Consider the following 22,961-nt stretch of genomic DNA (forward strand, 5'->3'; position numbering starts at 1 on the left):
TTTTTCATACAGATCTAGACACTGTACAAATCAACAGTATAATGAGCCGCAACATAACCAATCAGTGTCGAGCCGATTTCGACGCAATACCCACTCACCTGAGTGACTATCCGGAGAGAGTAATGGACGAGAATAAACAAAAGGCACTTGCGGCCGCCCTTGGTCAAATTGAAAAACAATTTGGTAAAGGTTCCATCATGCGTTTAGGTGATAACCGCACGATGGATGTAGAAACCATATCGACCGGCTCATTGTCTCTGGATATCGCCTTAGGTGCGGGTGGTTTGCCGATGGGACGTATTGTTGAGATTTTCGGCCCAGAATCTTCCGGTAAAACCACTCTAACTTTGGAACTGATTGCCGCGGCGCAACGCGAAAGCAAAACCTGTGCTTTTATCGATGCTGAGCACGCTTTGGATCCGGTATATGCCAAAAAGCTGGGCGTGAATATTGATGAGTTACTGGTTTCTCAGCCAGATACTGGCGAACAAGCGCTAGAGATTTGTGATGCTTTAGCCCGCTCTGGTGCGGTGGATGTGATTGTGGTCGACTCTGTCGCAGCGTTGACACCAAAAGCGGAAATTGAAGGTGAGATGGGCGATAGCCACATGGGTCTGCAAGCGCGCATGCTGTCACAAGCGATGCGTAAGCTAACCGGTAACCTCAAGCAGTCCAACTGTATGTGTATCTTTATCAACCAGATCCGGATGAAGATTGGGGTAATGTTTGGCAACCCAGAAACCACCACCGGTGGTAACGCATTGAAATTTTACGCTTCGGTTCGTTTAGATATTCGTCGTACTGGTGCCATCAAAGAAGGTGATGAAGTCGTCGGTAACGAAACTCGGATCAAAGTGGTGAAGAATAAGATTGCTGCACCTTTTAAAGAAGCCCATACGCAAATCATGTATGGCCAAGGTTTTAACCGCGAAGGTGAATTAATTGATCTTGGCGTTAAGCATAAAATGGTTGAAAAATCAGGCGCTTGGTATAGCTGTAATGGCGACAAAATTGGCCAAGGCAAAGCGAACGCTTGTAAATATCTGAAAGAGAATCCAGCGTTCGCTAGTGCGCTAGACAAAAAGCTGCGTGATATGCTGCTAAACCCAGAAAATATGCAACTGACCGAGGAAACCTCTGCGGCGGTTGATGAGGCAGAATTTGGTGCTGCCGAAGAGTTTTAAACTCGCGGCTAAGTGGCTACCGTTTTAGCGCTTAAATTTAAGTTTTACTGAAATAAGCCCTGCATCGCAGGGCTTATTTTTTGCGGCCCCAAGTGGTAACCCGCACTACTGGAGAAAATAATGAGTTCGGCGTTATCCGCTTGTCGGCACAATGCACTACAGCTACTGAGTCGCCGCGATCATGGTCAATATGAATTGCAGCAAAAATTAGCTCTGAAAGGGCATCCAACCGATGTGATTGAGCAGGTGATTAACGATTGTTTAGCGTTGGGCTATCTGGATGATGCGCGTTATGCGGCAAGCCAAGTACGGCAAACCATGAGTAAAGGTTATGGTGAGCGCCACGTGCGTCAACAGCTCAAACAAAAGCGGATTGAGTCAGCGATGATTGATCAAGCTTTAGCCGAGCAGCAAGTCGATTGGTTTGCGCAGGCCAAATGGGTTGCCCACAAAAAATTCCCACTTGGGGGGAGTGTCGAACGCCAACAATATGCGAAACAAGTTCGTTATCTGCAATATCGAGGTTTTGACTTTGAGCAGATTCGCTACGCACTGCAATCCAATGAGGGAGATGAATAGTTGTTACTGGGTGGTGGTGCGAATTTAGCATCTAGCCAATCATTCACTTGTGACTTGCTGCTTTATTTCAATTTTCATTTCAATCTTCGATTTAGGGACCACTCTTGTTAAATTCAACTCAATAGGTTGTTAACCACAAGAAACTAGGCGAACGGTTATCCTTGCTTTACAATAGCGCAAAATTCTAACTTGAGTATTTCAGGAAGAGCTGCATGTTTATGAGCACGGATGAGGTGCGCCGCGCGTTCCTCGCATTCTTTGAAAGCAAAGGACACCAAATTGTAGAAAGTTCTTCATTGGTGCCAGCTAACGATCCGACCCTGCTGTTTACCAACGCAGGTATGAACCAATTTAAAGACTGTTTCTTGGGCTTGGAAAAGCGCGCCTACACTCGCGCGACAACCGCCCAACGTTGTGTCCGCGCTGGCGGTAAACACAATGATTTAGAAAACGTCGGTTTCACCGCACGTCACCATACCTTCTTCGAAATGCTAGGCAATTTCAGCTTTGGTGACTATTTCAAAGAAGATGCCATCCAATATGCATGGGAGTTTCTGACCGAAGTTCTGCAACTGCCCAAAGATCGTTTGTTGGTTACCGTATACCAAACCGATGACGAAGCGTTTGATATTTGGCATCAAAAAATGGGTATTCCGGCTGAGCGTATTATTCGTATCGGCGATAAACCTGGTGGTAAGAAATTCGATTCAGATAACTTCTGGCAGATGGGCGATACAGGCCCTTGTGGTCCATGTACTGAGATTTTTTATGATCATGGTGATCACATCTGGGGTGGGCCTCCTGGTTCGCCTGAAGAAGATGGCGACCGCTTCATCGAAATCTGGAATAACGTGTTCATGCAATTTAACCGTCATGCTGATGGCACGATGGAACCCCTGCCTAAACCATCGGTTGATACCGGCATGGGTATTGAGCGTATTTCTGCGATTATGCAGGGCGTGCACTCTAACTACGAAATTGATGTATTCCAAACCCTGATCAAAGCCGCTGCGGATGCGATCGGCTACCAAGATTTGACCAACCAATCTCTGCGTGTTGTGGCGGACCACATCCGTTCTTGCGCATTTTTGATTGTGGATGGGGTGATGCCGTCTAATGAAGGTCGTGGTTATGTACTACGCCGCATTATCCGTCGTGCAGTACGTCATGGTAACAAGCTTGGTGCACAAGGCGCTTTCTTCCACACTTTAGTCGGGCCTTTGGCAGAAGTAATGGGCAGTGCTGGCGTTGAACTGAAAAAACAACAAGCCTTAGTGGAAAAAGTCCTGCGTATCGAAGAAGAGAACTTTGGTCGTACGCTGGATCGCGGCATGAGTATTCTTAATGGCGCGTTAGATCAACTCTCTGGCCAAGTGCTGGATGGTGAGACCGTGTTTAAATTGTACGACACTTACGGTTTCCCTGCGGATTTAACCAATGATGTGGCGCGTGAGCGTGGTTTTAGTATTGATGAAGCCGGTTTTGAGCAAGCGATGGAAGAGCAGCGTCAACGCGCTCGTGAAGCCGGTCAGTTTGGTACCGACTACAATTCGCTGATCAAATCGGCAACCTCGACTGAATTTTGTGGCTACACCGCGAGTTGTGGTCAAAGTGTGGTGCAGGAAATATTTGTGCAAGGTGCACAAGTTGCTGCGTTGTCGGCAGGTGATAGTGCGATCATCGTATTGGATAACACGCCGTTTTATGCAGAGTCGGGTGGCCAATGTGGTGATACGGGGGTACTGAAAACCGACGCGGGTATTTTCCATGTACAAGATACGCATAAGCTAGGAAATGCGATTGCGCACCACGGCGTGCTAGCCGAAGGTGTTCTGGCGCAAGGCGATCACGTTGCTGCGATGGTTGATGAACAGCGCCGTATCGCGATTTCGCTGAACCACTCGGCAACCCACTTATTGCATGCAGCGCTACGTAATGTGCTGGGTGAACATGTGGCACAGAAAGGTTCTCTGGTGCGTGCGGAAACACTGCGCTTTGACTTTTCACATCTTGAAGCGATGAGTGCGGCAGAGATAAAACAAGTTGAACGCCTGGTTAACCAGCAGATCCGCTGTAACCACAATATCGCAACTCAGATCATGAATATTGAGGAAGCGAAAGCCAAAGGGGCGATGGCACTGTTTGGTGAGAAATATGATGACCAAGTACGTGTGCTGTCGATGGGCGATTTCTCTACCGAACTGTGTGGTGGTATCCATGCCAGCAATACCGGTGATATTGGCCTGTTTAAAATCATCTCAGAAGGTGGGATTGCAGCGGGTATCCGTCGGATTGAAGCGGTGACCGGTGAAGGTGCATTAGATTACCTCGAAGCGCAGCAAACACAGCATGATGCCAAAGTGTCTGAAATGGCTGCGAAAGCCAAATTGCTTGAGAAAGATATCCAGCATTTGAAAGATAAACTGGCAGCGCAAGAGAGCGCAGGCCTGATTAATCAAGTCAAACAAATCGCTGGGATTAATGTGTTGATTGCACAGCTTAATGGTGCGGATAACAAAGCACTGCGTGGCATGGTTGATGATCTTAAAAACCGACTGGGTAGCGGGATTATCATGCTTGGCAACGTGGCCGAAGATAAAGTGGGCCTGATTGCCGGTGTGACCAATGATTTGACCCATAAAGTCAAAGCTGGGGAACTGGTCAACATGGTGGCACTACAAATTGGTGGTAAGGGCGGTGGCCGCCCTGACATGGCTCAAGCTGGAGGAACCGATGCGCAGGCTCTACCTACGGCCTTAGAGTCGGTAGACGCTTGGATTACTGAGCGTCTATAACTACGACAAATAAATGACGCTCAATCAATATGTTATTGATTGGGCGTTATTTTATTAAGTCAACCAAGTGATCTGATTGGTGTAAGTGAGATATAGCCAATGAGGCGCTTGGTTTTATTTTAGTAACGATCAAATGAGATCTGATAATCGAATCCGATCAAATTTGATCCCAATAAGACTTTGGTCTTGGGAAGGTGAATACTGGTGAAAAAGCCCCTTATCGTGCAAAAGTTCGGTGGAACTTCGGTGGGTTCAATAGAAACAATGCAAACCGTAGCCGAACACATCATTAAGGCGAAAAATGATGGCAATCAAGTTGTCGTAGTGGTTTCTGCTATGGCAGGGGATACCAATCGACTGGTGGGTTTAGCTCAGCAAGTAGATAGTGTACCAAACGCTAGAGAACTTGATGTTTTGCTCTCTGCTGGTGAGCAGGTGTCAATGGCCTTAGTGGCCATGACACTGCACAAAATGGGCTATGCAGCCCGCTCACTAACCGGAGCTCAAGCGAATATTGTGACGGATAATCAACACAATAACGCAACGATTAAGCAGATTGATACTCGAAAGATAACAGAGCTGCTAGAACAAGATTTTATTGTAATAGTCGCCGGTTTTCAGGGTGTTAATGAAAATGGGGATATCACCACGCTCGGCCGCGGTGGTTCAGATACCAGTGCGGTGACCTTGGCGGGTGCGCTTAATGCTGATGAGTGCCAAATCTTCACTGATGTTGATGGTGTATACACTTGTGATCCACGAGTGGTACCCACGGCGCGAAAATTGGATGTGATTGATTTTCCATCCATGGAAGAAATGGCACGTAAAGGCGCGAAAGTACTACATCTGCCCTGTGTCCAGTATGCTTGGAAAAATGCGGTACCACTACGTGTACTTTCTACCTTTGAAGATAATCAAGGCAGCTTGATTAAGGGTGATACCAGTACACATGCTATCTGTGGTATCGCAATTCAAAGAGACATGGTTTTAGTTGCGCTCAGTAATGAATCTTTGGCAGGGATTATTAAGCAGTGTCAAATGCTGGGGATTGAAGTTTGCACTATCATTGAAGAAGGTGATGATAGTGCGTTAGTGATTAAGCAAGATGCTTATGCCAAGTTGCGATTAGTGTGCGCTGAGAAAATCCGCAATTCAGAGCCAGTGAGTCTAATCACTAAGGTTGGCCTGCAGGCTCGTGGGTTAGTGGAACATGCTCGGGCAACCTTAGCCGAACATGGTATCGCTGTGCGTTATGTCTCGGCTGAGCAACAATCATCTATGCTAATGTTGGATCCTGCGAATGTGGATCGTGCGGCAAATATTCTGCACGAGACTTATGTCGTATCAGCGATCTCTCAAGAGTTTGGGGTAGAACAAACTTTTTTAGGTTAAACCGCTACCCTTGAGAGTTTACGATGTGACAACTTTTGATGGATAATAGTTTGGTTGCAAGAAAATACAGAGATTACTCAAGGAGCTAAGAATGCTTATTTTGACTCGCCGTGTTGGCGAAACCCTGATGATCGGTGATGAAGTGACCGTGACGGTATTGGGTGTAAAAGGTAACCAAGTCCGTATCGGTGTTAATGCACCGAAAGAAGTGTCTGTGCACCGTGAAGAAATCTACATGCGCATTCAAGCAGAAAAAGGTAATGGTGGCGTTGCTTCAGGCAACTACTAATTATCACAGCAAGGTCGGCTTATCACGCCGACCTTTTTGTTTATCCGCGTGTTTTTACGGATAAAGTGTAAATTCTCAGCGCTTTGGTTAATTTACCAACGGTTGAGTGGTTTAACCCATTTTTTGCCAAGAAAGTGTTTGACATATTTTTGGTAAATCGTAATATGTGCCTCCGCAAGACGGTGAGGTGGCCGAGAGGCTGAAGGCGCTCCCCTGCTAAGGGAGTATACGGTTTATAGCCGTATCGAGGGTTCGAATCCCTCCTTCACCGCCATTCTTGCACTGCTTATTTCGATAAGCCACAGCGCGTCCGTAGCTCAGCTGGATAGAGTACCTGGCTACGAACCAGGCGGTCAGAGGTTCGAATCCTCTCGGACGCGCCATATTCTTCTGGAATATGTAAGTGGTGAGGTGGCCGAGAGGCTGAAGGCGCTCCCCTGCTAAGGGAGTATACGGTTTATAGCCGTATCGAGGGTTCGAATCCCTCCCTCACCGCCATTTATTGGCCGATGGTCAATTTTTTTGTTCCAGAGAAAATATTTGTGATATGGTTCACAACTTGCGCGCTCGTAGCTCAGCTGGATAGAGTACCTGGCTACGAACCAGGCGGTCAGAGGTTCGAATCCTCTCGAGCGCGCCATATTATAAGCCCTGCATGAAAATGCAGGGCTTTTTACATCTTTCAAACCTACATCTTTCAAACTGACATCTTGCAAAGACAGTGTCGTACTTTAAACAACAACCTCCTGTTTTGTAGAAGATATTTTTCTCTCTATTAACTTCATCGCATTATTTGCCCATTTTTCACGTTAGCTTGATTGAAATGAAGGAAAATCGATCTCTTCGTTATTGTTTAAGCCCGTTATCCGGGTTGCAGTGCAGTGAATAGAAAATGCAGGCTACTGATTTGCTACGATTGCGATGATTTTTTGCTCTAATTTGTGGTCTAGGCAAAAGAGTGCGGGTAAGCAAATTGACAATAATGGTGCAGTCGAGATAATTCGTCCCTTCTGCTCGGCGATCACGCTGGTGAGTAGAATAATGTCAGGATGACAAAAAGGAAGCAACATGACACATATTGGAAGTTTACTGATTGATGCCGCTACGTTAATGGTAACGGGAATGGTGGTGGTATTTCTGTTTCTTACCATCCTCGTATATTTAGTCCAACTGATGTCTCGATTGATACCTCAAGAGGTCATTGAGTCAGTTGTAACCTCCAACCACCGTCAAACCGTTCAACCGATAACCGATGGCGTGAGCCCACAAGTCGTGGCGGCTATTTCTGCTGCGGTGCATCAGCACCGTGCTGCGCAACAGTAAATCAGGATTAAAAGGAGTTAATCAACATGGCTAAACCACTTGCTATCACCGATGTGGTCCTGCGTGACGCACATCAATCGCTTTTTGCTACACGGATGCGTATTGACGATATGCTGCCAATCGCGGCTGAATTGGATAAGATTGGCTACTGGTCTTTGGAAACCTGGGGCGGAGCAACCTTTGATGCTTGCATTCGTTTTTTAGGCGAAGATCCTTGGCAGCGTTTGCGCGCTTTAAAAAAAGCCATGCCCAATACGCCAATGCAGATGTTGCTGCGTGGACAAAATCTGCTTGGCTATCGGCATTATGCCGATGATGTGGTCACCAAATTTGTTGAGCGTGCACATGCCAATGGTATGGATGTCTTTCGTATTTTTGATGCGATGAATGATGTACGCAACTTTGAACAGGCGGTAAAAGCCACTATTGAGGTTGGTGCGCATGCTCAAGGCACTTTGTCTTACACCACCAGTCCAGTGCACAATACCGAAACGTGGGTTGATTTGGCCAAACGTTTAGAAGATCTCGGCTGTCATTCTTTATGCATCAAAGATATGTCTGGCTTACTCAAGCCCTATGAAGCTGAAGAGCTGATCTCGCGGATCAAACAATCTTGTGCGGTGCCATTAGCATTGCATTGTCATGCCACTACTGGCTTATCTACTGCAACGGCGATCAAAGCTGTTGAGGCGGGGATTGATATTCTCGATACCTCGATTTCATCGATGAGCCAAACCTATGGCCATACTGCGACGGAAACTGTGGTGGCTATGTTACAAGGCACGGATCGTGATACTCAGTTGAAATTGGAACAATTGCAGCCGATTGCGACTTATTTTCGAACCGTGCGTAAAAAATACGCCAAATTTGAAGGCCAGCTAAAAGGGGTCGATTCGCGGATCCTGATCGCTCAAGTGCCAGGTGGTATGCTGACTAATATGGAGGGGCAGTTAAAAGAGCAAGGTGCTGCTCATCGGTTAGATGAGGTGCTTGATGAGATCCCTCGTGTACGTCAAGATCTTGGCTTTATTCCTTTAGTCACCCCTACCTCACAAATTGTCGGCACCCAAGCAGTGATCAATGTGTTGGCGGGTGAGCGCTACAAAAGTATTACCAAAGAGACGGCCGGTGTTTTGAAAGGTGAATATGGTGCCACCCCTGCTAGCGTTAATGCTGAGCTGCAAGCACGTGTATTAGAGGGGCAAGCGGCGATCACCTGTCGACCGGCGGATAGATTACCGGCTGAGTTGGATCAATTAACCAAGCAGTTAGTTAAAAAAGCACAAGAAGAAAGCATCACCTTAGCCGATTCTCAGGTTGAGGATGTATTGATCTATGCGCTATTCCCGCAAGTTGGCCTTAAGTTTTTAAAAAATCGCCATAATCCAGCAGCGTTTGAACCCGCTCCAGATAAAAAACCAGCCCCTGCTGTTGCGGCATCTAACACCGCCACTCAGGTCGAGGCCTATAGTGTCAAAGTCGATGGCGTGGTATATGAGGTGGAAGTTGGCCCACAAGGTCAGCTCACTTCAATTGCTGCCGCTGCGCAAACTCAAACGGCGCCGCAACCTATCAGTACCAACGCCGCTCAAACGCTAGAAACCATCACCGCTCCCTTAGCGGGCACGATTTTTAAAATCCAAGTTGAATCTGGAGCTGAAGTTGCACAAGGTGATGTGTTGATTGTGTTAGAAGCGATGAAAATGGAAACGGAAATTCGTGCGCTGCGTGACGGCGTGGTACAGCAGCTGCTGGTCAAATCTGGCGATAGCGTACAAGTGGGTACACCGTTAGTGAGTTTGGTGTAAGGGCGGATCATGGAGAGATTTATCACCTTATGGCAGCAAACTGGGCTTGCCAACTTTGCGTTTGGGCAAACCATTATGATTATGGTTGGCTGTGGTTTGCTGTTCTTAGCGATTCGCAAGGGTTTTGAGCCACTATTACTGCTACCGATTGGTTTTGGTGCGGTGTTAGCCAATATCCCTAATGCTGGGTTTACCGAACCTGGTGGTTTGCTGTATTACGTTTACTATATCGGTATTGAGTCAGGAATATTTCCGCTGCTGATTTTTATGGGCGTCGGTGCGATGACTGACTTTGGCGCTTTGATTGCCAATCCCAAAACCTTATGGTTAGGGGCTGCGGCACAGTTTGGTATTTTTGCTACCTTATTTGGTGCGATTTTGCTTAATTTTGTTCCGGGTATTGAATTTAGCTTGGCCGATGCCGCCTCGATTGCGATTATCGGTGGTGCTGATGGCCCAACCGCGATCTTTTTGTCTAGTCAGCTAGCGCCAGATTTGCTCGGCGCGATAGCGGTGGCTGCTTATAGCTATATGGCGTTGGTGCCGTTGATCCAGCCGCCGATCATGAAAGCGTTAACCACTCCTGAAGAGCGCAATATCACCATGGCTCAATTGCGTCATGTCGGAAAAACCGAGAAGATCGTATTCCCACTCTTGGTATTACTGATGGCGATCCTCTTTTTGCCGACTGCGACCCCTTTAATCGGCATGTTCTGTTTAGGTAATTTAATGCGCGAAGCTGGGGTGGTGGATCGCTTGTCAAAAACTGCGCAAAATGAGTTGATCAATATTGTCACCATCTTTCTTGGTCTGGGGGTTGGCTCAAAACTGCAAGCGGATAACTTTTTGAATGTGCAAACCTTAGGCATTCTGCTATTAGGTGCGATCGCATTTAGTATTGGCACCGCAACTGGGGTGATCATGGCTAAAATACTCAATAAATGCTCCAAAGAGGCGATCAATCCACTGATTGGTGCTGCTGGGGTTTCCGCTGTTCCTATGGCCGCACGAGTGGTGAATAAGGTTGGCTTAGCTGCGAATCCACAAAACTTTTTATTGATGCATGCGATGGGGCCGAATGTGGCAGGTGTGTTAGGCTCTGCGGTTGCTGCAGGCATTTTGTTAGCTTTGGCCGGTTAACTTAGAATCAACTCTGCTAGGTTAAGTCTTGCGCTGCAGTATTAAGGTATTAAAAAATAGGTATATATTCAAAAGGATGCTTCGGCATCCTTTTTTATGGATAGTCTTGGGAGATTGGAAATGGAAAATAAACAAATTGTCATCCCTCAATTTGGCGCACCAGAGGTATTGGCGGTGCACACCACACCAATACCAACGCCCAAAAGCGGTGAAGTATTAGTCAAAGTTGCTTTCGCTAGTATCAATCCCATTGATGTGAAAACACGTGCCGGTTTAGGCTGGGCGGCAGCACAGAATAAAGACCGACTTCCTTGGACGCCAGGGTATGATATTGCAGGGCGAGTGATCGCGCTCGGTGATGGGGTTCGCCGTTTTAACTTGCGTGATAACGTGGCGGGTTTTATTGGCTTTCCACTGCGTGGAGGGGGTTATAGTCAGTATGTTTGTGTTCCGGAATCTGAACTCAGTCTCGTGCCAGATAGCGTGACTTTAGAAGCCGCTGCCGCGTTACCGTTAGCCGGACAAACTGCAGCGCAGGCACTGAGCAAAGCTCAGTTACAAGAAGGTGAGCGAGTTTTGATTTTAGCGGGAGCCGGTGGCGTTGGGCATATTGCGGTACAGATCGCGCTGGCGACGAAAGCGCAGGTTTTTACCACCTGTAGTGAAGCCAATTTAGATTTTCTGGCCACGCTCGGCGCTCATGCCATCAACTATCAATTTGCGCCGGTGTCGCAGCGCCTACAAGATGTTGACGTGTTGATCGATTTAGTCGGCGGTGATGTTGCGTTAGATGCGCTCAAATGTTTAAACGACCATGCTCGCGTGGTCACAGTGCCAACGTTAAGTGCTGAGCTGATTTGCGAAAAAGCTAAACTGCTCGGTTTCCAAGCCAGCGGTATGCTGGTGGATCCTAATCCTGAACAGCTCGATACCATGTTGTATATGATGAGTGTCGGTTTACTGCATTTGGAAATTCAGCACATTTACCCGTTAGCGGAAGCCAGTTTGGCTCATGCCCAGATTGAAACTGGCCATACCCGAGGCAAGTTACTGCTCGATATGAAATGTTAGTGTGGCTGCAAGATGTCAGCGCACCACTGACCACGCTGTTCGCTGAATCACCACTGGGTCTACTGTTTTGGAGTGGTTTTCTTAGTGCCACTTTATTGCCGGGTGGCTCAGAAGCGGCGCTGCTGGCCAGTTTAGCGCTGGCTGAGCATTCAGTTTGGCTGATTGTGCTGATTACTACCGCAGGTAATACTTTAGGTGGCATGATCAACTATTGGTTAGGTTTATGGTTGCCCCATCGAACTGATTCTCAAAAACAAGGTCATAAAGCCAAGTTATGGCTACAACGTTATGGGTACTGGGCGTTATTAGCAAGTTGGTTACCGATCATTGGTGATCCACTCTGTTTAGCCGCCGGTTGGTTGCGTTTCAGGGCCATCCCTGTATGTTTGATGATTTTGATCGGTAAAGGGCTGCGCTATTCACTGCTGGCAGCCTTATATTACGGCGTATGGTAAGGATAAATGATGAGAAAAATTGGCAGCTATGGGTTATTGCTGTGGCTATTGGCTGGATGTAGTGCTTCTGAATCATGGTGGCCACATTTTTCTTCGCTGCCGCAAGGTGTCACCCTAATTGAACAAGTGCCGGCCCAGCCGGGTAAGGTGATGATCCCGTATAGCAAATATCGCTTAGATAATGGACTAACGGTGATCTTAGCGCCGGATCACTCCGATCCACTGGTGCATGTGGATGTGACTTATCATGTTGGCTCCGCTCGTGAAGAGATTGGTAAATCAGGTTTTGCTCATTTCTTTGAACATATGATGTTTCAAGGTTCACAGCATGTGGGCGATCAGCAACATTTTCGTTTGATCACCGAAGCCGGTGGTACTCTCAATGGCACCACTAATCGTGATCGCACCAACTATTTTGAAACGGTGCCAGCCAACCAGTTGGAAAAAGTGTTATGGCTGGAAGCGGATCGCATGGGCTTTTTGCTCTCAGCGGTCTCGCAGCGTAAGTTTGAAATTCAGCGCGATACCGTCAAAAATGAGCGCGCTCAGAACTACGATAACCGTCCTTATGGCCTGATGTGGGAGAGAATGGGCGAAGCACTGTATGCCGAAGGGCATCCTTATTCTTGGCAAACGATAGGTTATGTCAGCGATTTAGATCGGGTTGATGTTAATGATCTGAAAGCCTTTTTCTTGCGTTGGTATGGGCCAAACAACGCCGTCTTAACCCTAGGTGGTGATTTAGATGTTCAACAGACCTTGGCTTGGGTGCAAAAATATTTTGGCTCGATTGAGCAAGGTCCAGAAGTAGTTGATGCGCCGAAACAGCCCGCGCGCTTAAGCGAAGATCGTTTTATTACGTTAGAAGATCGCGTGCAGCAGCCAATGCTGTTGATTGGTTGGCCAACTCAATATTTAGGCGCGGATGATCAGGTGGCACTGGATGTACTGGCGAATGTCTTAGGCAGTGGTAATAACAGTTTGTTGTACCAAGAACTGGTGAAAACGCAAAAAGCGGTCGATGCCGGAGCATTCCAAGATTGTGCTGAATTGGCCTGTACCTTTTATGTTTATGCCATGGCACCGGCTGGTGAGGCCGGTCAATTGGCTCCACTCTACCAACAAACCTTGCAAGTGCTGCAAAAATTTAAGCAGCAAGGTGTTACAACTCAGCGCTTAGAGCAGATCATTGGCTCACAAGAGGCGAATGCGGTATTTGCGCTAGAAAGTGTGCAAGGCAAAGTGAGCCAATTGGCCGCTAATCAAATTTTCTTCAAGCAACCGGACCGGATTGCCAGCCAGTTAGAGCAGTTGCGAGCGGTGACGCCACAAGCGGTGCAGCAGGTTTTTGGTCATTATCTTGATGATCAACCGAAAGTGACCTTAAGTGTGGTCGCTAAAGGTAAAACCGACTTTGCGGTGCGTGCGGCGACCTTTACCACACCGGCGCGTCAGCTACCGGAATACCAAAAAATTACTGAGCAGCAGTTGGCTTATCGACAAGTGAAAGATGATTTTGATCGTGCGCACATACCTGCGGTGGCAGAGCCGGTTCAAGCTCGTTTGCCGATGTTGTATCGGGTCGATTTTGACAATGGTGTACAGTTACTCGGTACCCAAACCGATGAAACTCCGACTGTTTTGATGGAAATTCAGTTGCCTGCGGGCGAACGTCAGGTGGCGATTGGTAAAGAAGGATTAGCCAATTTAACCGCCAGCTTGCTGCAAGAGGGTAGTCAGCAGCGTAGTGCAGAGGCGATACAGGCGCAATTGGATCAACTGGGTTCGAGTGTGCAAGTGTCGGCTGGGGCTTATTCAACCAGCATTGTGGTCTCGAGTTTAAGTCATAATTTAGCGGCCACCTTACAAGTGGTGAAAGAGATGCTGCTGACACCGGCGTTTAACCACAGCGATTTTGTGCGTCTACAGCAACAGATGCTGCAAGGTTTGGTGTATCAGCATCAGCAACCGAGTTGGCTAGCCTCGCAGGCGACACGCCAAGTGTTGTGGGGAGAGAGCTTGTTTGCTCGCTCAGGTGAGGGGAGTGAAGCATCGGTTGCCGAGTTGACCTTGCAAGATGTGCAGCGGTTTTACCGTCAGCATTACACCCCTCATGGGGCACAAATTGCGGTAGTGGGAGATATCAGTGCAGCAGAGATTACACAGCAGTTGCAGTTTATCGCAGATTGGCAAGGTCAGCCTGCACCACTGATCCAGCCACAGACCATCCCTCATTTGACTCAGCAAAAAATCTATTTGGTTGATAAGCCAGGAGCACCGCAGAGTATCATTCGTATGGTGCGCCAAGGCCTCCCGTTTGATGCCACTGGTGAACTCTATTTAACTCAGTTGGCCAACTTTAATCTGGCGGGTAACTTTAATAGCCGTATCAACCAAAACCTGCGTGAAGATAAAGGTTATACCTATGGTGCGGGAAGCTATTTTGCCAGCAATCGTGAAGTTGGGGCGATCGTATTTAATGCGCCAGTACGAGCCGATGTTACGCTGGATGCCATCCAAGAAATGATCAAAGAGATGCGTCAATTTAGCCAAACGGGGATCAGTGAGCCGGAGATGGCCTTTTTACGTTTAGCCGTTGGGCAACAAGAGGCGTTGCTGTATGAAACTCCGGCGCAAAAAGCGCAACTGATTGCGAATATTTTGACCTACAGTTTAGATCGGGATTATTTGCAGCAGCGTAATCAGATGGTCAAAAACGTCGAGCGTACTACGCTCAATCAGTTGGCGGCGCAATGGTTTAATCCAGATGATTATCAGATCATTGTCGTCGGTGATAGTCAGCGGCTTAAACCGCAGCTACAAAAGTTAGGTATTGCCCTAGAAGAGCTTGAAATCCTCCGTTAGAGGACACATTTATTAGTCGGGCACAGTTTGCCCCTACTCGCTATGCCGCGTAATGGTTCGATATCACTGGCGGCATTCGATCATAACTACCGATATAAGTGAAGCGTATTTTGAGTAAATTTGCCGAGCGACTACAAACAGTTGCAAACAAACCAGAAGTCTTTCAAAACTTTGGCCGTGGGTTGGAGCGCGAATCTTTGCGTTACACACCAGACGGCGCTCTTACGCAAACACCACACCCAGCAGCGCTGGGCTCGGCATTAACTCATCGCTGGATCACCACCGATTTTGCTGAATCATTGTTGGAGTTTATTACTCCGGTTTCTCATGATGTGGATACACTACTGGCTCAGATGGCGGATATTCATCATTTCGCGCAAAGCAAATTGGGTGAGGAAAAGCTATGGCCGCTCTCGATGCCTTGTTATGTCGGCAGTGAAGAGGGTATCGAGCTGGCTCAATATGGTTCATCGAATACCGGCAAAATGAAAACCTTGTACCGTGAAGGCCTTAAGCGCCGTTATGGTAGCCTGATGCAGATCATCTCTGGCGTTCATTTTAATTTTTCCTTCCCTACTAGTTTTTGGGATGCATTATTGGGCGAGCAAGATCCACAAACTCGCCAAGCCAGCCAATCGGCAGCTTATTTTGGGGTGATCCGCAACTACTACCGTTTCGGCTGGTTAATCCCTTATCTGTTTGGTGCCTCACCGGCGCTGTGCTCTTCATTCTTACAAGGGCGTAAAACCGATCTGCCGTTTGAGTCGCTGGGTAACACGTTATATCTGCCTTATGCGACTTCATTGCGCCTCAGTGATCTTGGCTATACCAACAGCGCGCAAAGTGTGCTGCAAATTGGTTTCAATAGCATAGAGCAGTATCTGCAAGGAGTGAATGAAGCGATCCGTACTCCATCGCAACAGTTTGCCAAACTTGGGGTTAAGGTTGAGGGACAATATCATCAGCTCAACAGCAATGTACTGCAAATTGAAAATGAGCTGTATGCGCCAATTCGTCCCAAACGAGTGACGCAAAGTGGTGAGCGACCTTCGCAAGCGTTAGCTCGTGCTGGCGTCGAGTACATCGAAGTGCGTTCACTGGATGTCAATCCGTTTAGTCCGATTGGTATCGACGAAGATCAAGTACGTTTTCTCGACCTCTTTTTAGCTTGGAGTGCGCTATCGGATTCCGATCCGATGGGCAATTGTGAACTTGCCTGTTGGCGTGATAACTGGCGCAAAGTGGTGTTAGAAGGGCGTAAACCTGGTTTAGAGCTACAAATTGGTTGTCATGGTGAAGTGCTGACTTTGCAAACTTGGGCCAAGCGGGTGTTTGCTGATTTACGTGCTATAGCACAAACCATGGATGCTGCGCTAGGTGGGCAAGCTTACCAAGTCGTATGTGACAAGCTAGAAGGTTGGATTGATAATCCAGAGCTGACTTTATCAGCACAGATTTTGGCGCAAATTAAACAGCATGGCGGTTTGGGCAAAACCGGTTGTGCGCTCGGTAATCAATATCGCGCGGAGAATTTGCAGCATCACTACCAATATTATTCACTCGATGTGATGGAACAGGAAGTATGCCGCTCTACGCAAGCTCAAGCAGAGGTTGAAGCTAAAGATACGCTCAGTTTCGATGCTTACTTAACGCAATATTTTGCGTACTTGCAGGAGACGGTTTAAGGTTAGTTGGCAAATGGCGCGTGACTAATAACGCGCCAATCAGGGAGCAAAGCGATGCCATTATTAGACAGTTTCACGGTTGATCATACTCGTATGCAGGCACCTGCGGTACGGGTGGCTAAAACGATGCAAACCCCCAAAGGGGATACTATTACGGTGTTTGATCTGCGGTTTACCTTGCCCAATCAGGACATTTTGTCTGAGCGGGGTATTCATACTCTAGAGCACTTGTATGCCGGATTTATGCGTCAGCATTTAAATGGCCGCGAGGTGGAAATCATCGATATTTCGCCTATGGGCTGTCGTACCGGTTTTTATATGAGCTTGATTGGTGCGCCTAGCGAGCAGCAAGTGGCGACGGCTTGGTTAGCGTCCATGCACGATGTGCTGAAAGTCGCAAGCCAAGCGCATATCCCTGAGTTAAATCGATACCAATGTGGCACGGCAGCAATGCACTCACTGGCAGAAGCACAAGCGATTGCCCAGCAAGTGATTACCGCTGGTATTGCCGTGAACCGTAATGAAGAGTTGGCACTACCGGAAGCGATGCTTCATCAGCTAAACGCTAACTAAATTCGGCTTGAGTTTGCTTGATATATGAAAAAGCCCGAACTTTTGGTTCGGGCTTTTTGTTGCTTATTTTCGTTGGTTTGCGAGTGGTTACACCAAGCCAGCTTTAGTTTTCTTGGGATAGACTTTAACCAGCTTGATCCGGTTCTCTTCTAACTCCAAGATCTCCATCTTATGCTGCGCTACTTTGACACTCAGGTGACTGGCTGGGATCTCTTCAAGATGCTCCAAAATTAAGCCATTCAGTGTTCTTGGGCCGTCGGTCGGCAGTTTCCACTTTAAGCTCTTATTAATGTCACGAATGTTGGCGCTGCCTTCAATTAAGAAGCTGCCATCTCCTTGTGGGGTAATTTCATCGGCTAAACTGGGTGACATCGAGGTGGTAAATTCACCGACAATCTCTTCTAAAATATCTTCTAGCGTAGTTAAGCCAATGATTTCCCCATATTCATCGACGATCAGACCAATTCGCTCTTTATTCCGTTGAAACTTAACCAACTGGACATTAAGCGGGGTTCCTTCTGGAATAAAATATATTTCATCCGCAGCACGCAAGAGCATCTCTTTATTAAAGTCGTTTTTCTCTAACATAAAGCGTGCCGCTTCGCGCAAGCGCAGGATACCGACCACTTCATCGATTTTGTCGCGATACAGCACGATGCGTCCGTGTGGTGAGTGGACCAACTGACGCACGATCGATTTCCAATCATCATTGATATTGATCCCGCTGATCTCATTGCGTGGGATCATGATGTCATTGACCGTGACATGTTCAAGATCGAGGATCGATAGCAACATATCTTGGTGACGACGAGGGATCAGATTGCCTGCTTCATTGACCACAGTACGCAACTCTTCCGAGCTGAGATGATCGCCTTTGCTATGCGGTGAAATACCAAGAACACGGATCAAACCATTAGTGATTACATTGACGAATACCACCAAAGGTGAGAATAGCTTCATCAGTACCGACAGTAATACGCTACTGGTGTAAGAAACCCGCTCAGGATATAGCGCAGCTAAGGTTTTTGGTGTCACTTCTGCAAAGACCAGAATCACCAAAGTCAGCGCCCCGGTGGCAATCGCAACCCCTAAATCACCGTACAGACGCATACCGATAATGGTCGCAATCGCTGAGGCGAGAATATTGACCAGGTTATTACCAATTAGGATTAAACCGATCAAACGATCTGGACGAGCCAATAGCTTTTCTACCCGCTGTGCGCCTTTATGGCCACTGTTGGCTAAATGCTTCAAACGGTAGCGATTGAGGGCCATCATGCCGGTTTCAGAACTGGAGAAGTAGGCAGAAATAATAATAAGACACGCGAGTAGCGCAAATAAGATACCCGTTGATATGTCGTCCAAAACGCTGATTTTCCTTATGGTAGAGTGCTAATAAAATTAAAAATAAAACCGAATCAGATCAATGCCCGATTGATACCGCTTATTAGCGTAAAATGATTTCGCGTACAAAACGGCTACCGAAATACGCCAAAGTGAGTAAGGTGGCTCCGGCTATCGCAAACCATGTTACTTTTTTACCTCGCCAACCTTTACGGTAGTGTCCCCAGAGCAAAACCGAATACACCATCCAAGCGACAAATGACAAAATACCTTTGTGCGCTTTACCTTGTGCAAACATGTCCTGAACAAAGATAAAGCCAGTTAATAATGTTCCGGTCAATAATAAGTTACCAATCAAAATAATCTTAAATAGTTGGCGCTCGACCATCAATAATGGTGGCAAGTTAGGATTATTCAACAAGACTTTTTTGCTCTTTAGCTTATGGTCAAGCCAAGCTAGCTGCAATGCATATAGCGCACCGATGGTTAAGGTCGAATAAGAAAACAGTGCCAAAGAAATGTGCAGTAATAATTTAGGATCACTCTCTAAGTGAGTAATAAAGCTACTCGGTAGAAAGGTAGCGGCACAAAGATTTAGTGCCGAGAAGCTGTAGGCAACGGGCAGTAAAAACCAAAGCCGAGCCTTGAACATGGCTAAACTCATTACCAAAGAGACAATAAAACTGATCAGCGACGCGACATTGAGGATACTTAAATTTTGTCCACTACCATGCAGGATCAAATCACTGAGTAACCAAGCATGAAACAGCAGTGCAATTGCGGCACTGATAAATACGGTTTTAGCTCGGATCCCGGTTTGCTTGACCAGTCCAGGTACGATATTCGCAATCGATAAGAGATATAACATCGTCGAGACAATCGCGATTAAGTTTTCCATACCTGCCACATAGATAAAGGTTAAGTGGGCGAATTATACCTTGCTCTTAGTAAATGGGCTACTTTGGAAATGCGCTGTTTTTGATATACCCTTCCTACTTAAAGCTGCAGCGGTGTTGGCTACGTTCGTTCACCCCAATCACATAGTTTGCCTATGCTCATGGCGACTCACTCACTTGCCGCCTACCTGCAACTTCAAGTGGTTTGGGTATAGGTGAGATAAAAGGTCGGGTAATTTACGATTCGTGAATCTCAGCCATCAGCAACGGGTATGCCTGCCCGTTTGTCTAAGGTATACTCACGCCAATTTACCGCCGCTTAGCGCAGAGAAAAAAGATGTTTGAGAATTTAACCGATCGCTTATCCAAAACGCTGAAAAATATCAGCGGCAAAGGTCGTCTTACCGAAGACAATATTAAAGATACCTTGCGCGAAGTGCGTATGGCATTGTTAGAAGCTGACGTTGCGCTACCTGTGGTGCGTGATTTTGTGCAGCGAGTCAAAGAAGGCGCTGTGGGGGTTGAGGTGTCTAAATCACTCACTCCGGGCCAAGAGTTCATTAAGATCGTTCGTCAGCAGCTTGAAGCTGTGATGGGTGAATCGAATCAAGCGCTGAATCTCGCGGCTCAGCCACCGGCGGTTATTCTGATGGCCGGTTTACAAGGTGCCGGTAAAACCACCTCGGTGGGTAAACTATCCAAGCTTCTTAAAGAGCGAGAAAAGAAAAAAGTGCTGGTGGTTTCCGCCGACGTTTATCGCCCCGCGGCGATAAAACAGTTGGAAACGCTAGCTAATGATTTAGGTGTCGATTTCTTCCCATCAACGCCGGATCAAAAACCGATTGATATTGCTAACGCTGCGATTGATCACGCCAAGAAAAAATTCTACGACGTATTGATTGTCGATACGGCTGGTCGTTTGGCGATTGATGAGCAGATGATGGCGGAAATCCAGGCGCTGCATAAAGCCATCAGCCCAGTCGAAACCCTGTTTGTGGTCGATGCGATGACCGGTCAAGATGCAGCCAATACCGCCAAAGCGTTTGGTGATGCACTGCCGTTGACTGGGGTTATTCTGACCAAAGTTGATGGTGATGCCCGTGGTGGTGCTGCACTATCGGTACGTCATATCACGGGTAAGCCAATTAAATTCTTGGGGGTCGGTGAAAAAACCGATGCACTAGAACCATTCCATCCAGATCGGATTGCATCACGTATTCTCGGTATGGGTGATGTGCTGTCCTTGATTGAAGATTTGCAGCGTAATGTTGATCAGCAACAAGCGGAAAAGCTCGCGAAAAAGTTCAAAGAAAAGAAAGGCTTTGATTTAGAAGATTTCCGTGAACAGCTCGGCCAGATGAAAAATATGGGCGGCATGATGGGCATGCTCGATAAATTACCTGGTATGTCGCAATTACCAGTCGATATGAAAGATAAAGTCGATGATCGGGTCTTTAAGCAGATGGAAGCGATGATCAGTTCAATGACCATGAAAGAGCGTCAACATCCTGAGTTGATCAAAGGTTCACGTAAAAAGCGCATTGCTGCGGGCTCTGGTACCCAAGTGCAAGATGTGAACCGTCTGCTTAAGCAATTTACTCAGATGCAAAAAATGATGAAAAAAATGCAGCAGGGCGGCATGAAAGGTATGATGCGTAACATGCAAGGCCTGATGGGTGGTGGTCGTGGTGGTTTGGGCGGCGGTTTCTTTGGTCGTTAATGACACTATCACCAGCGGAGTAGATGAAGCATTAACCTTTCAATCTGTTAGCTGAATCACAGTAATGGCGCACGCTTTTTGCTGGTGAAAAAGTAGCTAAACCCCTTGCAAAGCCTCGCAATAAGAGTAGAATTCCGAGGCTTTATTTTGGCACGAGACCCCAAACTGATTTTGTGAAAATTTTTGCAAGCCGGTTTTCGGGGTTAATTTTATTTTTGAAAAGCAAAGAGGACGACATGGTAACCATTCGTTTGGCACGTCACGGCGCGAAAAAGCGTCCATTTTATCAAATCGTTGTAGCAGACAGCCGCAACTCAGCAACTGGCCGTTTCATCGAGAAAGTTGGTTTCTTTAACCCGACTGCTGCTGGCCAAGAAGAAGGCCTGCGTCTGGATCTGGATCGCGTGAACCACTGGGTTTCACAAGGCGCATCTATGTCTGACCGCGTAGCACAACTAGTTAAAACCGCTCAAAAAGCGGCTTAATTATTACAATTAAGTAATCACTAGTTTATGTCGATGAAAGGTAAAGAAACGATGAGCAAGCAACACGAAAAATTGGTTGTGGGAAAATTAGGTTCTTCTTACGGCATTCGTGGCTGGCTTAAAGCTTTTTCCTACACAGACAATCCAGAAAGTATTTTCGATTACAGCCCTTGGTTCATTGAACAAAAGGGTGAGTGGGTAGAGTACAAAGTAGAAGGCTGGAAACGCCACAACAAAGGTTGGGTAGTGAAACTTCAAGGGCTTGATGTTCGTGAAGATGCACACCTGCTGACTAACTTTGAAATCGCAATTGACCCCGCATCATTACCAGAATTGTCAGGAGATGAGTTCTACTGGCGTGAATTGTTTGGTATGCAAGTGGTGACCACCAGCGGTTATGACCTTGGCGTTGTAACTGACATGATGGAAACCGGCTCCAACGATGTTCTCGTAGTGAAAGCGAATCTGAAAGATGCTTTCGGCCAAAAGGAACGGTTGATCCCGTTTCTTGAAGAGCAAGTGATCAAAGTTGTTGATCGCCAAGCTCAACGGATCGAAGTTGACTGGGATCCTGCGTTTTAACTCAAAAATCGAATAAGCGAGGAAACATGTGGGTTGGCATTGTTAGCCTATTTCCTGAAATGTTCCGCAGCGTTACCGATTTTGGAGTAACAGGTCAGGCGGTGAAAAAAGGGTTATTGTCAGTTGAGACTTGGAATCCACGTGATTTCGCTCATGACAAGCGTCGCACAGTCGATGATAAACCCTACGGTGGCGGTCCAGGCATGTTGATGATGGTGCAACCTTTGCGCGATGCCATCCATGCGGCGAAACAAGCGTCACCGGGTAAGACGAAAGTGATTTACCTCTCTCCACAAGGTCGTAAACTCGACCAACAAGGTGTGGAAGAGCTGGCGCAAAGCCAGAATTTAATTCTGATTTGCGGTCGCTATGAAGGGGTAGATGAACGGATTATTGAATCGGAGGTTGACGAAGAATGGTCAATCGGCGATTTCGTAATGACCGGCGGCGAACTGCCAGCCATGACGTTGATTGACTCAGTCTCGCGGTTTATACCGGGAGTGCTAGGGGATTTTGCGTCAGCAGAAGAAGATTCTTTTGCCAATGGTCTGTTAGATTGTCCGCACTACACGCGTCCTGAAGTATTGGATGGAAAAGAGGTACCCTCAGTACTGAAATCTGGCAATCATGAGGACATTCGTCGCTGGCGACTGAAACAGTCGTTAGGCCGAACCTGGCTAAGAAGACCGGAGCTCCTGGAAAACCTAGCTCTGACTGACGAACAGGAACAATTACTGGTTGAGTTTATTAAACAGGCTCAGCATCAGTAACCTAT

General features: G+C 47.1%; 19 protein-coding genes and 4 tRNA genes. 21 read left to right on the plus strand and 2 right to left on the minus strand.

Features of this window, described 5'->3' with window-relative positions:
• Positions 1-122: 122 nt before the first annotated feature.
• The 17 genes from recA to luxS all read left to right on the plus strand — a co-directional run bounded on the left by recA (position 123) and on the right by luxS (position 17,159).
• On the plus strand, positions 123-1,184 hold the full coding sequence (gene recA, locus PUN32_RS06775; protein ID WP_274722379.1) for a recombinase RecA: 1,062 nt from the start codon (positions 123-125) through the stop codon (positions 1,182-1,184).
• Between the two features lie 120 nt (positions 1,185-1,304).
• On the plus strand, positions 1,305-1,763 hold the full coding sequence (gene recX, locus PUN32_RS06780) for a recombination regulator RecX (protein WP_274722380.1): 459 nt from the start codon (positions 1,305-1,307) through the stop codon (positions 1,761-1,763).
• Positions 1,764-1,975: 212 nt separating this feature from the next.
• Complete coding sequence (gene alaS / locus PUN32_RS06785; protein WP_274722381.1) at positions 1,976-4,558, plus strand: alanine--tRNA ligase; 2,583 nt, start codon at positions 1,976-1,978, stop codon at positions 4,556-4,558.
• A 204-nt stretch (positions 4,559-4,762) separates the two neighbouring features.
• Positions 4,763-5,950: an aspartate kinase gene (locus PUN32_RS06790; protein WP_274722382.1), complete on the plus strand. Its 1,188-nt coding sequence runs from the start codon at positions 4,763-4,765 to the stop codon at positions 5,948-5,950.
• Between the two features lie 91 nt (positions 5,951-6,041).
• Positions 6,042-6,239: a carbon storage regulator CsrA gene (csrA, locus tag PUN32_RS06795; protein WP_000906485.1), complete on the plus strand. Its 198-nt coding sequence runs from the start codon at positions 6,042-6,044 to the stop codon at positions 6,237-6,239.
• Between the two features lie 181 nt (positions 6,240-6,420).
• A tRNA-Ser gene (locus tag PUN32_RS06800) sits at positions 6,421-6,513 on the plus strand.
• Positions 6,514-6,545: 32 nt separating this feature from the next.
• Positions 6,546-6,622: transfer RNA gene (locus PUN32_RS06805), tRNA-Arg, on the plus strand.
• Between the two features lie 22 nt (positions 6,623-6,644).
• Positions 6,645-6,737: transfer RNA gene (locus tag PUN32_RS06810), tRNA-Ser, on the plus strand.
• Positions 6,738-6,802: 65 nt separating this feature from the next.
• A tRNA-Arg gene (locus tag PUN32_RS06815) sits at positions 6,803-6,879 on the plus strand.
• Between the two features lie 428 nt (positions 6,880-7,307).
• Entirely contained in the window at positions 7,308-7,562 is a 255-nt protein-coding gene (locus PUN32_RS06820) for an oxaloacetate decarboxylase subunit gamma (RefSeq protein WP_274722383.1), read from the plus strand.
• Between the two features lie 26 nt (positions 7,563-7,588).
• On the plus strand, positions 7,589-9,370 hold the full coding sequence (gene oadA, locus PUN32_RS06825) for a sodium-extruding oxaloacetate decarboxylase subunit alpha (RefSeq protein ID WP_274722384.1): 1,782 nt from the start codon (positions 7,589-7,591) through the stop codon (positions 9,368-9,370).
• 9 nt (positions 9,371-9,379) lie between these two features.
• The gene (locus PUN32_RS06830; protein ID WP_274722385.1) at positions 9,380-10,510 is read left to right on the plus strand and encodes a sodium ion-translocating decarboxylase subunit beta; all 1,131 of its coding nucleotides are present in this window, start codon (positions 9,380-9,382) and stop codon (positions 10,508-10,510) included.
• Between the two features lie 120 nt (positions 10,511-10,630).
• Complete coding sequence (locus PUN32_RS06835; RefSeq protein ID WP_274722386.1) at positions 10,631-11,581, plus strand: NADP-dependent oxidoreductase; 951 nt, start codon at positions 10,631-10,633, stop codon at positions 11,579-11,581.
• A complete protein-coding gene (locus tag PUN32_RS06840; RefSeq protein ID WP_274722387.1) occupies positions 11,575-12,036 on the plus strand; it encodes a YqaA family protein in 462 nt (153 codons plus the stop codon). The genes PUN32_RS06835 and PUN32_RS06840 overlap by 7 nt, the downstream gene beginning before the upstream one ends.
• 9 nt (positions 12,037-12,045) lie before the next feature.
• Positions 12,046-14,901, plus strand: a complete 2,856-nt coding sequence (locus tag PUN32_RS06845) for a M16 family metallopeptidase (protein WP_274722522.1) — start codon at positions 12,046-12,048, stop codon at positions 14,899-14,901.
• 110 nt (positions 14,902-15,011) lie between these two features.
• Positions 15,012-16,586 carry a glutamate--cysteine ligase gene (gene gshA, locus PUN32_RS06850; protein WP_274722388.1) on the plus strand — a complete coding sequence of 525 codons (1,575 nt, stop codon included), beginning with the start codon at positions 15,012-15,014 and terminating at the stop codon, positions 16,584-16,586.
• A 54-nt stretch (positions 16,587-16,640) separates the two neighbouring features.
• Positions 16,641-17,159 (plus strand): S-ribosylhomocysteine lyase, encoded by a 519-nt coding sequence (luxS, locus tag PUN32_RS06855; protein WP_274722389.1) that lies wholly within the window; start codon positions 16,641-16,643, stop codon positions 17,157-17,159.
• A gap of 87 nt (positions 17,160-17,246) precedes the next feature.
• Here luxS and PUN32_RS06860 read toward each other — a convergent pair whose 3' ends face one another.
• Positions 17,247-18,524 (minus strand): HlyC/CorC family transporter, encoded by a 1,278-nt coding sequence (locus PUN32_RS06860; RefSeq protein WP_274722390.1) that lies wholly within the window; start codon positions 18,522-18,524, stop codon positions 17,247-17,249.
• An 82-nt stretch (positions 18,525-18,606) separates the two neighbouring features.
• The gene (locus PUN32_RS06865; protein ID WP_166013636.1) at positions 18,607-19,401 is read right to left on the minus strand and encodes a cytochrome C assembly family protein; all 795 of its coding nucleotides are present in this window, start codon (positions 19,399-19,401) and stop codon (positions 18,607-18,609) included.
• A gap of 335 nt (positions 19,402-19,736) precedes the next feature.
• On the opposite strand from PUN32_RS06865, the gene ffh reads away from it, so the two are divergent.
• The 4 genes from ffh to trmD all read left to right on the plus strand — a co-directional run bounded on the left by ffh (position 19,737) and on the right by trmD (position 22,956).
• Complete coding sequence (gene ffh / locus PUN32_RS06870) at positions 19,737-21,119, plus strand: signal recognition particle protein (protein ID WP_274722391.1); 1,383 nt, start codon at positions 19,737-19,739, stop codon at positions 21,117-21,119.
• Between the two features lie 236 nt (positions 21,120-21,355).
• Positions 21,356-21,604, plus strand: coding sequence for a 30S ribosomal protein S16 (gene rpsP / locus PUN32_RS06875; RefSeq protein WP_166013634.1), 249 nt, complete (start codon positions 21,356-21,358; stop codon positions 21,602-21,604).
• Between the two features lie 27 nt (positions 21,605-21,631).
• Entirely contained in the window at positions 21,632-22,186 is a 555-nt protein-coding gene (gene rimM, locus PUN32_RS06880) for a ribosome maturation factor RimM (protein ID WP_274722392.1), read from the plus strand.
• A 26-nt stretch (positions 22,187-22,212) separates the two neighbouring features.
• On the plus strand, positions 22,213-22,956 hold the full coding sequence (trmD, locus tag PUN32_RS06885) for a tRNA (guanosine(37)-N1)-methyltransferase TrmD (RefSeq protein ID WP_274722393.1): 744 nt from the start codon (positions 22,213-22,215) through the stop codon (positions 22,954-22,956).
• The last annotated feature ends 5 nt before the right edge of the window (positions 22,957-22,961 follow it).

The organism is Vibrio chanodichtyis, assembly GCF_028863985.1.
Classification (GTDB): Bacteria; Pseudomonadota; Gammaproteobacteria; order Enterobacterales; family Vibrionaceae; genus Vibrio; species Vibrio chanodichtyis.